We start from the raw sequence: 15,688 nt of genomic DNA, 5'->3' as shown, positions 1-15,688 counted from the left end.
GAACCGTTTACCATCCATCCCATGACTTGGGCTTTCTGCGACAAGTCCGACCCTATCTGCACGTCATCGGTTGATCCCGACCCGCTCCAGGAGATTGCTTGGTGTTGCCTACGCGTTGGCTGCTCCTGTTCGGGATGCTGTGCATGTGGCCGTGGCTGGTGGCAGCGCAGCCGGTTCCGCCAACGCCGCGCCAGCTGACCGTGTTCGATGGTCTGCCGTCCAATACCGTCAACCGCATGGCCGAAGACGGGTACGGCTACCTGTGGTTGGCCACCAACGATGGCCTGGCCCGGTTCGACGGCCGCAATTACCGGGTCTGGCGCGCCGAGGATGGTCTTCGCGACAACATGGTGTGGAGCGTGCACGTGGATGCGCGCAACCAGTTGTGGGTCGGTACCGAGAATGCCGGGCTGGCGATGATGTCGGCCGACCGCCGCGAACTTCGCTTCTTCGACCGTGCCAGCAACCCGGTGATCGGCAGCAATACGATCTGGAGCCTGGCCTCCACCGGTGACGGGGCGCTGTGGTTCGGCACCTACGAGGGCGGCCTGCACCGGCTCGACCGCAATGGCGTGATCACCCGCTTCATGCCGGAGCCAGGCAACCGGCGCAGCCTGCCGGCCGCGTCGGTCACGCATATGGCTACCACCCGTGACGGCAGCCTGTGGGTCGGTACCAAGGCGGGACTGGCGCGCTGGACCGGGCGCGACTTCGAGCGGGTGCCCGCGTCGAAGCTGCCCACGCCCCTGGTCAACGGGCTGACCGCCGAGCTGGATGGCAGCCTGTGGATCAGTACCAATGCCGGTACGGTGGTTCGCCGGGCAGACGGCAGCTTCGCCCCGGCGCCCTGGAAGGTGGATGCCGGCGACCAGGTACTGGGCATGATGCTGCGCGACGAGCAGGGCGGCTATTGGCTCGACACCCGGTCGGGTCTCGGGCGTGCCTACCAGGGCCGCTTCCAGCAGGTGCCCCTGTACAGCGCGGTGGCCCGTGGCCAGGTGCGGCCCAACTGGACCGGCGCGTACGAAGACCGCGAAGGCGGAATCTGGCTGGCCAGTACCAACAGTGGCCTGTGGCATCTGCTGCCGCGCTGGTGGCAGTTCTCGGTGCTGTCGCGGCTGGAGGATGACCCGGCCTCGCTTCGCAACGGCTACGTGCTGGGCATGGCCGCATCGGCCAATGGCGGTGTGTGGGCCGTGGGCACCCATGGCGCACTGGACCGCTTCGATCCGGTCACTGGCAAGGTGGACCAGCACCGGACCTGGGTGGATGGTCCCCAGTGGCTGTTGTCGGTGCTGGAAGACCCGCGTGGCCATGTCTGGATCGGATCGCACGAAGCGCTCCTGCGCTACGACCCGGGTACCGGCTCCCTGCAACGGTGGGGCAGCGATGCCGGTGCCGATGCCGCCATGGAAGGCGACGTGGACGCGCTGGCGCTCTGCGACGGTGGCGGGGTCTGGAGCGCTGCGTCCGGCGGGCTGCAGCAGCGCGGCCTGGACGGCGGCGTGCGGCAGCGGATCGCGGCCGGCACGGGCGGGTTCGCGCCCGGACAGCTGGTCCTGGATCTCATGTGCGGTCCGCAGGACCATCTCTGGGTGGCCACCAACCAGGGCCTGCTGCAGTGGGTGCCGGCGCGTGCGCGGTTCGAGGCGGTGCCCGGCGCGGCAGCTGTCGCCAGTCATGCCCTGGCGTCGGCCGACGACGGCTCCATGTGGGTATCGGAAGAAGGCCGCCTGATCCGCTACCGCTGGAACGGGAAGCGGCTCGAGCGCGAGGCCCAGGTCGGGCCGGAAGAAGGCTTCCCGCAGCTGTCGGCGACGGGATTGGTGGTGGACGCGCAGGACATCGTGTGGGCCGCCAGCTCGCGTGGCCTGATCCGCGTCGATCCCAACCAGGGCAGCGTGCGCCAGTACGGCGTGCGCGATGGGCTGCCCAGCCAGGAGTTCCGCCGCGGCACGCTGGTGCGCACGGCCAGCAACCACATCGTCGGCGGCACGCCGGCCGGGGTGGTGCTGTTCGATCCGGACCAGGTGCGCCCGGCGACCCGGCGCGCACCGCTGGTGATTGAACGTGTCGAGGTGCGCCGTGGCGAGCGGGTGCTGGACCTGACCCACCTGGCGCCGCTGGAAATCGCCGATGCCGACCGCGACCTTCGCATCGTGGCGCGGCTGCTGTCCTTCGCCGACTCATCGTCCAACAGCTATCGCTACCGCCTGGCCGGCTACGATCCGGATTGGGTGGAAGTGGGGCCGGGCGGCGAGCGTGTGTTCTCGCGACTGCCGCCCGGGCGCTATCGACTGGAGGTGCAGGCGCGCTCGGCCGACCTGGTCTGGTCGCGGGTGCAGGTACTTGAGTTCCGCGTGATGCCGCCCTGGTGGCGCAGCGTATCGGGGCTGCTGGTGATGGCCTCGATCGCCCTGCTGCTCATGAGCCTGTTCGCCTGGTTGTACCGGCGCCGCGTGCAACGCCGCCACGCTTACCAGTTGGCCCTGCACAAGCAGGAACTGGCCGAACAGGCATCGGCCGCCAAAACGCGCTTCCTGGCCAACCTGGGTCATGAAGTGCGCACGCCGATGACCGGTGTGCTGGGCATGAGCGAGCTGCTGCTGGGCTCGCCGTTGAACCCGCAGCAGCGCAGCTACACCGAATCGATCCGGCATGCCGGCGAGCACCTGCTGCACCTGGTGAACGACGCGCTGGACCTGGCGCGGATCGAATCGGGGCGGCTGCAGTTGCAGGCGCAGCCGTTCGCGCTGCAGGGTGTCATTGATGATGCATGCACCCTGATGGCCGCGCTGGCCGAGCAGAAGGGGCTGCGCTTCGTGGTGGACAACGAACTGGCCGCTGGCCTGTGCAGCGTGGGTGATGCGGTGCGGGTCCGGCAGATCCTGCTCAACCTGCTGGGCAACGCGGTGAAGTTCACCAGCAACGGCGAAGTGCGGTTGAAGGTGCGCGCGCTGGCGCCGTCGCGGGGCCTTTACTTCGAAGTCTCCGACACCGGGCCCGGCATCAGCAGCGACCAGCAGCAGCGTCTGTTCCGGCGCTTCGAGCAGGCCGACGGTGCGCGCACCGCTGCGCAGTACGGTGGCAGCGGCCTGGGCCTGGCGATCTGCCGCGAGCTGGCGCTGGCCATGCAGGGCCAGATCGGGGTGGAAAGCCAGTTGGGCGTGGGCACGCGCTTCAGCGTGACCCTGCCGCTGCCGCTGCAGATGGCCGACGCCACGGTCGGCAGTGCCGGCGTTGCCGAGGGTCACCCCCTGCCGCCACTGCGCCTGCTGCTGGTCGAGGACGACGATACCGTGGCCAGCGTGATCATCGGCCTGCTGAGCGCGCGCGGGCACGAGGTGGTGCACGCCGCGCACGCGCTGGCAGCGCTGCGCGAAGTGAGCGACGCGTCCTTCGACGTGGTGCTGCTGGATCTTGACCTGCCCGGACTGGGCGGCATGGAACTGGCCGGGCACCTGCGCAACCAGGGTTATGCGATGCCGTTGCTGGCGGTGACGGCGCGGACCGACCCGGGCATCGAACAGCGGGTGCGCGAGGCGGGCTTTCAGGGCTTCCTGCGCAAGCCGGTGACCGGTGACCTGTTGGAGCAGGCAATCGCGCGGGTGGTGGTGGAGGGGCGTGGGTAACAGCAATGGCCGGTGTTGCCGGCCACAAAATGTCATCGGACCAACGGTCCGCTGCTACCGGGGTCGCCTATTCGGCGACCTCTTCCACATCCCGGGGAGAGGGGCGGGCGTCGGGCAGCTGCCAGAAGATGACGGCGGAGGTGAGCGTGATCGCGCCCACGCACACGAACGTGGCGTGCAGTGCAGCGGTGGCGCCATGCAGGGTGTCCAGATGCTCGAACGCGGCCAGCAGGCTGCCCGCGGCCGCAGCGCCGAAGCCGGTGGCCAGCATCATCACCATCGACAGCAGGCTGTTGCCCGAGCTGGCGAAATCACGGTCCAGGTCACGCAGGGTCACGGTGTTCATCACGGTGAACTGCAGCGAATTGACCGCGCCGAACACCGCCAGCTGCACCACGCGCAGCCACATCGGCTGGCCGGGCACCATGAAGATGAAACTGGCCATGGCCAACCCGACCAGCACGGTATTGACCATCAGCACCCGGCGATAGCCGAAACGTTCCACCAGCTTGACCGCGTAGCGCTTGGACAGCATGCCGGCGGCTGCTACGGGAATCATCAACAGCCCGGCGTTCATCGGGCTCATGCCCATGCCCACCTGCAGCAGCAGGGGGATCAGCAACGGCATGGCGCTGCTGCCGATCCGCGAAAACAGGTTGCCGAGGATGCCGATGCGGTAGCTGGGCACGTGGAACAGCGCCAGCGAAAACAGCGGCGCGGTGGAGTTGGCCGCGTGCAGCCAGTAGCCGACCAGCGCAGCCAGCCCGGCCACGGTCATCAACATCACCAGCGCGTGCGGGGTGGCCATGCCGGAGATGCCATCCAGCGCCAGCGACAGCACCACCATGCCGAACGCCAGCATCAGGTAGCCAGCGATATCGAAGCGGGTGCGGTGCTCGGCGTAGTGGTCGGGCATGATCTTCAGCGCGGCCGCGTAGCCGATCACGCCGATGGGCAGGTTGATCAGGAACACCCAGTGCCAGGACGCCACTTCCACCAGCCAGCCGCCCAGGGTGGGGCCGATCAGGGGCCCCACCAGCGCAGGGATGGCGATGAAACTCATGGCGCGCAGGAACTGTTCGCGGGATACCGAGCGCATCACCGCCAGGCGCCCGACCGGCAGCAGCATCGCGCCGCCCACGCCCTGCAGCACGCGGGCGGCAACCAGCTGGTGCAGGGTCTGTGCCAGCGCGCAGGCGAGCGAACCGAGGGTGAACAGGATGATCGCCGCCAGGAACGTGCGGCGGGTACCGAAGCGGTCGGCGATCCAGCCGGAGGCGGGAATGAAGGTCGCCACCGCCAGCGCGTAGCTGAACACCACCGACTGCATCTGCAGCGGGCTTTCACCCAGGCTGCGGGCCATGGTAGGCAGGGCGGTGTTGACGATGGTCGAATCCAGCATCTGCATGAAGATCGCCAGCGACACCAGCCACAACAGGGGCCGGAACGAGGCGTAGCTGGGGGTCGTCATCGTGTGCACCTTCATCAACGAGGTGCACATGATCGCACGGGGGGTGTGTATGCCGGGCCGTCAGCGCGCGCTCAACCGGTGCACCGCCTCGACAAGTACCTGCACGTGTTCGGGATTCATGTCCGGCGACATGCCGTGGCCAAGATTGAACACGTGGCCCTCGCGGGAACCGCCATTGCCGCGCGCATAGCTGTCCAGCACCTGCCCGGCGGCACGTTCGATCGCCTCCGGGTTGCCGTACAACGTGGCCGGATCCAGATTGCCCTGCAGCGCCACGCGGCCGCCGGTGCGCGCTGCCGCGTCGGCCAGGTCCAGCGTCCAGTCCACGCCCAGCGCATCGGCGCCGGTGTCGGCCAGGTCGGCCAGGTGCAGGCCGGTACCCTTGCCGAACAGGATCAACGGGGTGCGCTGGTCGCCGTCGCCGCGCTCCAGTTCACGCGCGATGCGGGTCAGGTAGCGCAGTGAGAACTCGCGGTACATGGACGGGCTGAGCACGCCGCCCCAGGTATCGAACACCTGCAGCACCTGCGCGCCGGCCGCGCGCTGGGCAGCCAGGTAGGCAACCACCGCATCGGTCACCACCGACAGCAGCTGGTGCAGTGCGGCCGGCTCGTTCAGTGCCATCGCCTTGATGCGTGCGAAATCCTTGCTGCCGCCGCCTTCGACCATGTAGCAGGCCAGCGTCCACGGGCTGCCGGAGAAACCGATCAGCGGCACGCGGCCGTCCAGCTCACGGCGGATCACGCGCACCGCATCCATCACGTAGCGCAGATCGGTTTCCATGTCCGGCACCGCCAGCCTGGCGATGGCGGCAGTATCGCGGACCGGGTGGCGGAACTTCGGGCCCTCGCCTTCGACGAAGTACAGCTCCAGGCCCATCGCATCGGGAATGGTCAGGATGTCCGAGAACAGGATCGCCGCGTCCAGGTCGAACCGGCGCAGCGGCTGCAGGGTGACTTCGCAGGCGATTTCCGGGTTCTTGGCCATGGCCAGGAAGCTGCCGGCCTTGGCGCGGGTGGCGCGGTATTCGGGCAGGTAGCGGCCAGCCTGGCGCATCAGCCAGACGGGGGTGCAGTCCACCGGTTCGCGGCGCAGGGCGCGCAGCAGGCGATCGTGGCGGGAGGGGCTGGTCACGGGTTGCTTCCTTGGAATCGGGTGGCGCAGGGCCAGGGGGAGGCGGGCCGCTCAGCGCGGCGGCACACCGCTGGTATAGGTGATCTGGTAACCGCGCTTGAGCTCGGTGTCGCGCGCCTTTTCAAACGCGGCTTCTGCCTGGGCCTGTTCCGCGAAGAACTGGCGGTGCAGCTTGGCGTGCCTGCCGACCTGGCCCGACTCGCGCAGCAGCTCCCAGCCGCCGAACAGGTCCGGTTGCAGGATGAGCTGGAGGTAGCCGGTCGGATCGGTGCCGTTGACAGGTTGCTGCAGGAAGATGCGCATGGCCGCGATTGTAGCCGCGAACCGGCAACGCGGCCGTCACCGGCCCGCGGGGCGGGCGCGACAGACGGTCGCGGCTCAGCCGGTGGCCAGCACGCGCAGCACGTCGGCCTCGTCCACGTCGGCCACTACCTCGGCGCGGCCGATGCCCCGCCACAGCACCAGGCGCAGGCGCCCGGCCACGTTCTTCTTGTCCAGCCGCATGCGCGCCAGCAGTGCCTCCGGCGCCAGGCCGGCCGGAATGGCAACCGGCAGCTCGTAGCGCAGCAGCAGCTCGCGCAGGCGGGTGGTGTCGTCCTCGTGGCTCATGCCCAGCTGGGCCGACAGCCGCGCAGCCAGCACCATGCCCACCGCCACCGCTTCGCCATGGTTGAGGTTGTCGTTGCCTGGCGCGCCGTACCCCTGTTCGGTCTCGATCGCATGGCCAAAGGTGTGGCCCAGGTTCAGCAGCGCGCGCTCGCCGCGCTCGAGCGGATCGCGCGCGACGATCTCTGCCTTGTGTTCGCAGCTGCGCGCGATGGCCTGGGCCAGCGCCGCATCGTCGCCGGCCAGCAGCGCGGCATGTTCGGCCTGCAGCCACTGGAAGAACAGCGGGTCGCGGATCGCGCCGTACTTGATCACCTCGGCCAGGCCGGCGCGCAGTTCACGCGCCGGCAGGGTGCGCAGCGCGGCGGTATCGGCGATCACCGCGCGCGGCGGGTGGAAGGCGCCCACCAGGTTCTTGCCTTCGGGAATGTCCACCGCGGTCTTGCCGCCGACCGACGAGTCGACCATCGCCAGCAGCGAGGTCGGCAGCTGCACGCAGTCCACCCCGCGCATCCAGCAGGCTGCGGCAAACCCGGCCAGGTCGCCGGCCACGCCGCCGCCCAGGGCCATCACGCACGCATCGCGGGTGGCGCCCAGCGATGCCAGCGCGGTGATCGCCGCGCCGAAGTTGGCCAGCGTCTTGGAGGCTTCGCCAGCCGGCAGCACCAGTTCGCCGGTCAGCAGTCCGGGGCGTGCATCCAGCAGCGCCTGCTTGACCCCGGCCAGGTACAGCGGGGCGACGGACGAATCGCTGAGCAGCAGCACGTGGCGGCCGCGCACGTGGCGCGCCAGCAGTTCGCCCTGGCCAAGCAGGCCGGGGCCGATATGGATGGTGTAGGGGGTGTCGCCGCCAACGGCGACGGTGCGGGGGGACGCGGTCATGCGGAAGGTTCCAGTCGCTGCCATTGCGAGGCCAGGCGCAGCACCAGCTGCGCGGTTGCCTCGCTGGGCGTGTACAGATCGGTATCGAGGGTGAGGTCGGCCAGGCCCTGGTACAGCGGGTCGCGCAGGCTCGCCATCTCGTGCAGCACCTGCTCGCGGTCGGGCCGCTGCAGCAGGGGCCGGCCGCGGTCGCGCGCCAGCCGCTCCAGCTGGGCCGGCACGCTCACCCGCAGGTAGACCACGAAGCCGCGCCGTGCGATCGCCTCGCGGTTGCCGGCATCGAGCACGGCGCCACCGCCGGTGGAGATCAGCTGCCCCTTCCCGGCCAGCAGCTGCTGCAGCACCTGGCGTTCGTGCTGGCGGAAGCCGGCTTCGCCCGAGTGCTCGAAGATGGTCGGAATACTGGCCCCGGCCGCGTCGACGATGGCCTGGTCGGCATCGACGAAGTCCAGCGTGAAGCGCTCGGCCAAGCGGCGGCCGATGCAGGTCTTGCCGGCGCCCATCGGGCCAATCAGGATCAGGTTCGGAGCGGGATTCATTACCCGGAATGCTAACACCTCCGTGCCGCCGCCTTTACGTCCGGGACCCCATGGTGGGCGGTGCGGAATGTCCCGCGCGCAGCCGGAGTACGCCCATGTCAGTGGCCAAAATCATCGAGATCAACGCCTCCTCGCCCACCAGCGTCGAAGACGCAGTCCGCAGCGGCCTCAAGAAAGTGTCCGAAACGGTCAAGGGCATCCAGGGGGCGTGGATCAACGAGACCAAGGTGGTCACTGACGGCCAGGGCAACATCACCGAGTGGCGGGTCAACCTGCGCGTGACCTTCCTGGTCAGCTGACGATCCGGCGCTGTTCATCCAGCACCACCACGCGGTCGGCCAGCGCCGGCAGCGTGCGGAGTGCCTGCCGGCTGACCCGCTCGTAGTACTGCACGAACCGTTCCAGCTGGGCGCGGCTCATGCTGCTGCGCTCGGGCTGGGCGGCCTGCAGGTTCTGCTCCTGCTGCCAGCGCCAGCGCGGCACCACCGCGAAATCCGGCGGCTGCAGGAACCACAGCCGGTCACAGCGCTGCCACAGCGCCGGATACTGTCCGGCCAGGGCCTGGTTGCACCAGCGGCGCCAGCGGCCATCGGCGTCGGCCTCACGTTCGAGCGCATTGAGCGGGGTGTCCAGTTCGCTGTCGGCCTGCGCTGGCGTGCCCAGGAACCAGCCTTCGAACACCAGCAGGTCCAGTGGTTCGTGACACTGCGCCCATTGCGCTTCCGGCACGCGTTCGTCGGCAAGCTTGTCAAAGCGCGGCAGCGCCACCGGCTGTCGCGCGGTGATCGCCTGCAGCGTGGCATGGGCAAGCGGCAGGTCATGCGTGCCGGGTGGCCCACGGGTCAGCAGCAGCGGGTGCACCTGCCGCGCCAGGCGTTGGCGTTGGGCACGGGTGAGGTAGAAGTCATCGATGGACACTGCCGCCGCGCGCAGCCCGCGTTCCTGGGCCAGGCCCACCACCTGGGCGGCCAGCGTCGATTTGCCACTGCCCTGCAGGCCGCTGATCGCCAATACTGGCACCGTGGCCGTCACGGCCAACGCATCATCCAGCGCCTGCGCGACCAGTGCATCGGGGAAACCCTTGTTCCGGGGAATGTACGCAGCAACGGACATGCGGTGACAATAAACCCAAACCGAGCCGCAAAGAAGCCGACCATGACCGATCTCTACGCTGAAGCCCTGTCCACCTTCGCCGCGTTGTACGACGAAGCCAAAGGCAGCGCTGAAATCGAACCCAACGCAATGACCGTGGCCACCGCCACCGCCACCGGCGTCCCTTCGGCGCGAACGGTACTGCTGAAAGCCTTCGATGACCGCGGTTTCGTGTTCTACACGCATCTGGACAGCCACAAGGGCCGCGAGCTGCAGGCCAACCCGCACGCCGCGCTGCTGTTCCTGTGGCGCAGCCTGCGCGAGGCCGGCATCCAGGTGCGCATCGAAGGCACCGTGGAACAGGTCAGCAACGAAGAAGCCGACGCGTACTTTGCCTCGCGTCCGCGCCTGAGCCAGATCGGCGCGTGGGCGTCGCTGCAGTCACGCACGCTGGCCTCGCGCGAGGAATTCGATACGCGCGTGGCCACTGCCGAAGCCAGCTTCGCCGGCCGCGATGTTCCGCGGCCGGACGGCTGGAGCGGGCTGCGGGTGGTGCCGCGCCGGATCGAGTTCTGGTACGGCGCGCAGTTCCGCCTGCACGAGCGCTGGTGCTACGAGATCGATGCCGACGGGCAGTGGTGCAAGCGCCTGCTGTACCCGTAAGCGCTGCTCAACCGACCACTGGCAGGGTCAATGCGCCGATCAGTGACGACATCGCCTTCTGCCGGGTGGTGATGGCCCCGACCGCTTCGAACAGCGCATACAGCTGGGCGCGCCGGGTTTCGGCATCGGCTGCCTGCGTGAACGCGTCCAGCGTGCTGGTGTCGGCATTTTCGCGGCGCGTGGTGGCACCACCGATAGTGGTGGTGGGCTCGCGCTGCAGCCAGTAGCGCGCTTCCAGCGAAGGTACGGAGCCGGGGTCGGTGAGCGCTTCGGCCAGCCGGTCCAGGTCGGCGCCATGCGAGTCCAGCAACGCCGCCCACGTTTCGGGACGTGGCTGGGTGGCCGAGCTCAGCGACAGGTACCGCATCAGCGCGCTGGTCAGCGTGCCTTCGCCCAGGCGGTCGTAGCGGGTAAACCGGCTGGCGCGGCTGTGCTGCACCGACAGGGTGGGCGACAGCCCCGGCAGCACGGGGACCGGCACGGTCAGATCCACCGTCTGCGCGGTGCCCGTGGCCATGCGCACCGCGTGCAGGTGATTGCCGCGCGCGGAGGCGGGGAAATCCGGGTCGGTCTGGTACGACGGCCGGAAGAATCGCACCATGCACTGGGCGGTGGCGTTGACCCCGAGTTCGGCCGACAGCGGGGTAGTGAGCGCTTCAGCCTCGCGCAATGGCAGCGCGCCCCAGTCCGGCAGCTGTCGTTCGACTTCGCGCAGGATCGTGCCAAGCGCGGGTGCGAGATGCGCTTCGAAGGTCAGTTCCAGGTAATCGCCCGCACGCAACGGATCCGGATCCTGTCGGACGTGGCGCGCAAATTTCACCCCTCCGGTGGCCGTGAGCAGGGGCAGCGTCGCCGAGAGCGACAGGCTGCCACTGAGTGTGTCGATTTTCTGGATCTGCTCACGGAACGCATGGGTTGCTCGATAGACCCATGCGCGGTCGTGCGGCATGGGGGTATCGTGGATGCGCCGCGCTTGGGCCTGCACGCTGCGCTGCAGGCGGGTCCAATCCGCATGCGCTGCCGCTGCGCGGGTGTCGGGTGCCGGCACCGCCTGCAGCCAGGCGAGCGTGTCGAGCAGGGCGATCATCACCGGTTCGGGCGCTGCGGTGCTGCTGCCCCAGTCGCGTGCCAGCGACGCCAGCGGCGCGCGTGCCTGGGCCGGCGCACGCAACGACAGGTCGGTCAGCGCCTGCAGGTGATTGAACGCGGCGCCGACATGTGCCACGGCCTTCTGTCGTCTTTCAATGGTGACCGGGTCCCGCGGCGACGCCATGACCTCCTGGACGATCTGCAGCGCGTGCGAACGGGGCTGGTTGCCCACCAGATGCGCCACGCGTGCTTCCAGAACGGTGCGGATGCCGGGATCTCTGCTGGCAGGCAGGCCGTCTTCGCCGAGTTCGGTCAGCCGGGTCGGCAGCGCCGCCCGCAGTACCGTGCGGTTGGCCGCAGCGGTGGCACCGAGCTGGCCCAGCCCATAGCCGGCACTGGCGGCCAGCGCGCCGCCATGGGTGGTCATGCCGGCGGTGATCAACAGGCCGCGCTTGCCGAATGCCAGTGGCTGCGCCACGGCCTGCTTGCCGAGCAGGACCGGCAGCGTCGACTGCAACGCCATCGCGCGGCTGGTGCGCTCGTCGTAGCGGTCGCGACGTGGCTCGGTCACGCGCTTGAACGCGCGCTGCAGGACGTTGCCGCCCAACCGGCGGGCGACCGATGCATGCGCCAGGCGCAGCACGCGGGTGCGCATCGACATGGAGATGTCCGCATCGCCTTCGGTCGAGTAGCCGCTCAGTCTGCCTTCCACGCCTACCCCGGGACCGACGCGGGCCTGGACGCTGGCTTCAGCACTTACCGTCGCGCTGCGGATGGTGGCGACCGTCAGGTCGTCGAAGGTGGCCACGCTGGATTCCTGGCGTGCACCGGCCGCCGCGCCGGCATGCACGCCGCTGGGCAACCCGAAGCGCACGCCCAGCATGCCGCCGGTGCCGGCGCTGCGCTGCGAACCGGGCAGCGCGTTGATGCGTTCGCGCTCGGTGTGGCGTGCGATCTGCTCGTGCAGCATCGCCTCGGCGCGTGCCGCGCGGGTCAGGTCGTACAGCGCCGCTCGCAGTGCCTTCTGCCGTTCGGGGACATGGCGGCCGTTGGGCAGGCGCTTGATCGCACGCAGCAGCGCGCTGCTCTGCTTGCGGGCCAACGGCTCGCGTGGGTCCAGGTCCAGCACCTCCAGTGCGTTGGCAACATCCGCAGGCGCTTCGGCGCGGAACTGCGCCAGCAGGGCATGGATCTGGCCGCTGAGCACCGCCAGTGCATGCTCGGTGGGGCCGGGTGCGCTGGGTGCATCCTCCCGCTCCTGGTCGGTGTTGGACGCTGAAGCGGGCATCCGCGATACGCGGGCGGGTGCGGGCTGCGGCCGGGTCGCGTGGTTGCTGATGCCGGTCAGCGGAATGGCCCGGATCGGGCCAGTCGCGGCATCGCGCGGCCTGCGCAGGGTCAGCGCGGTGGCGCGGGTGACGAGGGTGGAAAGGGGCCTGGCGTGGGTGGCTGGGAACATGCAGTGTCCTCGGTGGTGGGCGGATCCTCGCTCTGGAACCTAGCCGTGCGGCGGGCCGTTGGACATTGCAGTATTCGCAGACAGTTCACCCGGGGTTTCCGTTGATGAACCTCCTGCGCGGGCCATCGAAACTTTCTTCCTCTTGACGTCATCGATGGCGTGTATCGGTCCTCGTGCATCGGAATCGGGCGGCAAGGCCTGGTATGGCGGGAAATCCGGGCATCAAACCGCCCGATGCGCCCGGCGCGCTGATGTCGCGGCAGGACGCATGCGATCCACCGCCATGTCCCGCGCTGTCAGTTCCTGCCCATGCAGCAGACGAAATGATGAACATGTCGCACAACCGGATATCCGCATTTGGCTTTAGGAGTTTCCCTAATGCGTTGTCGGTTGAAGCCTGCTCTGCGTATCAGGGATGTCGTTGCAGGCGCGGGATGCGCAAAGCGCGGTCACCGGCGCTCGTCAAACGGGGTGCCGCAGCCAACGCCACAGCGTCGTGCGCGATACGCCCAGCTGTGCGGCCAGCTGCTCCCGGTTGCCCTGATGTTCGATCAGCCACTGGTGCAGGGTTGCTGGCGAGGGGCGTGCGGGCGCAGGTCCGGCATGCAACGTGGCGCTGTCGGGCACGACAGCGCCGCCCGTGGCCGGCAGCAGTTCGGGCAGCCACGACTGCAGCTGTGCCAGGCCCAATGCCCCCTGGTCGATCCGCCAATGGATGCGCAGGCGGTCAACCTGGTTGCGCAGTTCGCGCACGTTGCCCGGCCAGGCATACCCGCACAGGCGCTCGGTGGCGGCTGCATCCAGCGGCGACGGGCGCTGGCCCAACTGCTGGAAGAAGTGCTCCAGCAGCATCGGCACGTCCTGCGGGCGCTCGCGCAGGGTAGGGAGTGCGATCCGCAGTGCGGCGAGGCGGTAATAGAGGTCGCGCCGGAAGCGCTGCGCCTCCACCAGCGATTCCAGCGTCTGCAGGGTGGCCGCCACCACGCGCACATCCACCGGGGTGGGTTCGGTCGCACCGACCCTCAGCACTTCGCGCTCTTCCAGGACCCGCAACAGACGCGTCTGCAGCGGCAACGGCAGCTCGCCGATTTCGTCCAGGAACAACGTGCCGCCATCGGCAGCTTCTACCAGGCCGACCCGTCCACCACGCCGCGCGCCAGTGAAGGCGCCTTCGGTGTAGCCGAACAATTCCGCTTCCAGCAGCGACTCACTGATTGCCCCGCAGTTGAGCGCCACGAAGCGGCCGCTGCGGCCACTGGCGGCGTGCAGCTGCCGGGCGACCAGTTCCTTGCCGGTGCCGGTGGCGCCGGTAACCAGCACGGTGCTGTCGTGCGGGGCATACAAGGCAATGCGCTCGCGCACCTGCTGCATCGAAGGGCTTTCGCCGAGCAGGCGCTGATCGGTGGGGCGCGAGCGGGCAGGGGCACGCCGGCGCGGTGCGGCCACGCCGGAGCGGGCCAGGGTCTGGGTCAGTTCCAGCGCGTGTTCGAAGGCCTGGCGCACCGAATCGGCCGAGTACAGCAGCACGCCGGGCAGGCCCACGCGTTCGGCGTGGTCGATGGCCATGCCGGTGCCGACGATCACCTCGATGCCGTTGGCACGCATGTCGGCGATGCAGTCGCGCGCATCTTCGCGGGTGACGAAGCGGCGGTGTTCGATATCCAGCCCGAAGCTGTGCTGGAAGCTGCCGAAACTGGGCACGTCGGTGGCGTGGGTAACCAGCCCGATCCTGGATGCGATCCGCCGCGCCCGGGCGAGTGCTTCCATCAGGTCGAAGCCGTTGGCCTGGATCGGTACCAGTGGTACCTCCAGGCGGCTGCGCAGGTAGGCGGCGTTGGAGCCGCCTGCAATGACCACATCGCAATGCTCGCGACGCAGGCGCTGGCCGATCACGTCCACCGCCTCTTCAAAGCCGAGGTTGATGGGGACGATCCGCGCGCGGCGGTCGAACTCCGGGATGACGTCGCCGAGCAGGCCGGTCAGGCGCGACACGCTCACCGTCCAGATCACCGGCAGGGCGCCGGGATCCAGATCGGGCAGGCGGGGGCGGGGCAGGCGGATGGACATCGTCGGGTACCGTGTTTCAGTTCCATCCATGTTACATCCGTTTCAATGTTTCAAAGTGAAACAAGCCCGGGCGGCAGCCAAGCTAGTGGAATCAATCACTTGCAAGTTGGCACGCGCCTTGCGGCTGTTACTCGTCAACCACGATGGAATGTTGCCCATGAGCACCCCAGTTTCCTCCGCCGGCGCCCGTTTCCGCGCCGCGCTGGCCGCCGAATCGCCGCTGCAGGTGATCGGGGCGATCAACGCCAACCACGCCCTGCTGGCGCAGCGCGCCGGTTACCGTGCCATCTACCTGTCCGGCGGCGGCGTCGCGGCCGGCTCGCTGGGCCTGCCCGACCTTGGCATCAACACCTTGGAAGATGTGCTGATCGACGTGCGCCGCATCACCGATGTGTGCGACCTGCCGCTGATGGTCGACATCGACACCGGCTTTGGCCCGAGCGCGTTCAACATCGCGCGCACGGTCAAATCGCTGATCAAGGCCGGCGCAGCCGCCTGCCATATCGAAGACCAGGTCGGCGCCAAGCGCTGCGGGCATCGGCCGGGCAAGGAAATCGTCACCCAGGGCGAGATGGTGGACCGGGTCAAGGCGGCCGCCGATGCGAAGACCGATCCGGACTTCTTCCTGATCGCGCGCACCGATGCCATCCAGGTGGACGGCGTGGATGCCGCGATCGAGCGCGCCATCGCCTGCGTGGAGGCCGGTGCCGACGGCATCTTCGCCGAGGCCGCCTACGACCTGGCCACCTACCGCCGCTTTGTGGACGCAGTGAAGGTGCCGGTACTGGCCAACATCACCGAATTCGGCAAGACCCCGCTGTTCAGCCGCGATGAACTGGCCTCGGCCGGCGTGGCCATCCAGCTGTTCCCGCTGTCGGCGTTCCGTGCGGCCAACAAGGCTGCCGAGAACGTGTATGAGACCATTCGCCGCGACGGCCACCAGAAGAACGTGGTGGACAGCATGCAGACGCGCGAGGAACTGTACGACCGTATCGGCTACCACGCCTTCGAGCAGCAGCTCGATGCGCTGTTCGCCGCCAAGAAGTAACGTCGC

At 68.7% G+C, this 15,688-nt stretch carries 12 protein-coding genes; 4 read left to right on the top strand and 8 right to left on the bottom strand.

Going from position 1 to position 15,688, the window contains the following annotated elements:
* Positions 1–134 precede the first annotated feature (134 nt).
* On the top strand, positions 135–3,632 hold the full coding sequence (locus BAY15_RS14270) for a hybrid sensor histidine kinase/response regulator (RefSeq protein WP_068853678.1): 3,498 nt from the start codon (positions 135–137) through the stop codon (positions 3,630–3,632).
* Between the two features lie 67 nt (positions 3,633–3,699).
* On the opposite strand, the gene mdtD is transcribed toward BAY15_RS14270, so the two are convergent.
* From mdtD to BAY15_RS14245, 5 genes are all read right to left on the bottom strand, one after another.
* Entirely contained in the window at positions 3,700–5,103 is a 1,404-nt protein-coding gene (gene mdtD / locus BAY15_RS14265) for a multidrug transporter subunit MdtD (RefSeq protein WP_068854737.1), read from the bottom strand.
* Positions 5,104–5,163: 60 nt separating this feature from the next.
* Entirely contained in the window at positions 5,164–6,237 is a 1,074-nt protein-coding gene (hemE, locus tag BAY15_RS14260; RefSeq protein WP_068853677.1) for a uroporphyrinogen decarboxylase, read from the bottom strand.
* 51 nt (positions 6,238–6,288) lie between these two features.
* Positions 6,289–6,540 carry a WGR domain-containing protein gene (locus tag BAY15_RS14255; protein ID WP_068853676.1) on the bottom strand — a complete coding sequence of 84 codons (252 nt, stop codon included), beginning with the start codon at positions 6,538–6,540 and terminating at the stop codon, positions 6,289–6,291.
* Between the two features lie 75 nt (positions 6,541–6,615).
* On the bottom strand, positions 6,616–7,725 hold the full coding sequence (gene aroB, locus BAY15_RS14250) for a 3-dehydroquinate synthase (protein WP_068853675.1): 1,110 nt from the start codon (positions 7,723–7,725) through the stop codon (positions 6,616–6,618).
* Positions 7,722–8,264 (bottom strand): shikimate kinase, encoded by a 543-nt coding sequence (locus BAY15_RS14245; protein ID WP_068853674.1) that lies wholly within the window; start codon positions 8,262–8,264, stop codon positions 7,722–7,724. The genes aroB and BAY15_RS14245 overlap by 4 nt, the downstream gene beginning before the upstream one ends.
* Before the next feature lie 95 nt (positions 8,265–8,359).
* On the opposite strand from BAY15_RS14245, the gene BAY15_RS14240 reads away from it, so the two are divergent.
* A complete protein-coding gene (locus BAY15_RS14240; protein ID WP_068853673.1) occupies positions 8,360–8,563 on the top strand; it encodes a dodecin family protein in 204 nt (67 codons plus the stop codon).
* Here BAY15_RS14240 and BAY15_RS14235 read toward each other — a convergent pair.
* The gene (locus tag BAY15_RS14235) at positions 8,556–9,377 is read right to left on the bottom strand and encodes a kinase (RefSeq protein WP_068853672.1); all 822 of its coding nucleotides are present in this window, start codon (positions 9,375–9,377) and stop codon (positions 8,556–8,558) included. The two genes, BAY15_RS14240 and BAY15_RS14235, sit on opposite strands and share 8 nt — an antisense overlap.
* A gap of 42 nt (positions 9,378–9,419) precedes the next feature.
* Between BAY15_RS14235 and pdxH the strand changes: the two genes are divergently transcribed.
* Positions 9,420–10,019: a pyridoxamine 5'-phosphate oxidase gene (pdxH, locus tag BAY15_RS14230; RefSeq protein ID WP_068853671.1), complete on the top strand. Its 600-nt coding sequence runs from the start codon at positions 9,420–9,422 to the stop codon at positions 10,017–10,019.
* A gap of 7 nt (positions 10,020–10,026) precedes the next feature.
* On the opposite strand, the gene BAY15_RS14225 is transcribed toward pdxH, so the two are convergent.
* Complete coding sequence (locus BAY15_RS14225; RefSeq protein ID WP_068853670.1) at positions 10,027–12,567, bottom strand: hypothetical protein; 2,541 nt, start codon at positions 12,565–12,567, stop codon at positions 10,027–10,029.
* Between the two features lie 462 nt (positions 12,568–13,029).
* Complete coding sequence (prpR, locus tag BAY15_RS14220) at positions 13,030–14,634, bottom strand: propionate catabolism operon regulatory protein PrpR (RefSeq protein ID WP_099047409.1); 1,605 nt, start codon at positions 14,632–14,634, stop codon at positions 13,030–13,032.
* A gap of 148 nt (positions 14,635–14,782) precedes the next feature.
* Between prpR and prpB the strand changes: the two genes are divergently transcribed.
* On the top strand, positions 14,783–15,682 hold the full coding sequence (prpB, locus tag BAY15_RS14215; RefSeq protein ID WP_068853669.1) for a methylisocitrate lyase: 900 nt from the start codon (positions 14,783–14,785) through the stop codon (positions 15,680–15,682).
* The last annotated feature ends 6 nt before the right edge of the window (positions 15,683–15,688 follow it).

It is taken from the genome of Stenotrophomonas rhizophila (assembly GCF_001704155.1).
In the GTDB taxonomy this organism is placed as follows: Bacteria; Pseudomonadota; Gammaproteobacteria; order Xanthomonadales; family Xanthomonadaceae; genus Stenotrophomonas; species Stenotrophomonas rhizophila_A.
The sequence above is the reverse complement of the archived record's forward strand: the minus strand, read 5'-3'. Positions and strand labels throughout refer to the sequence as shown.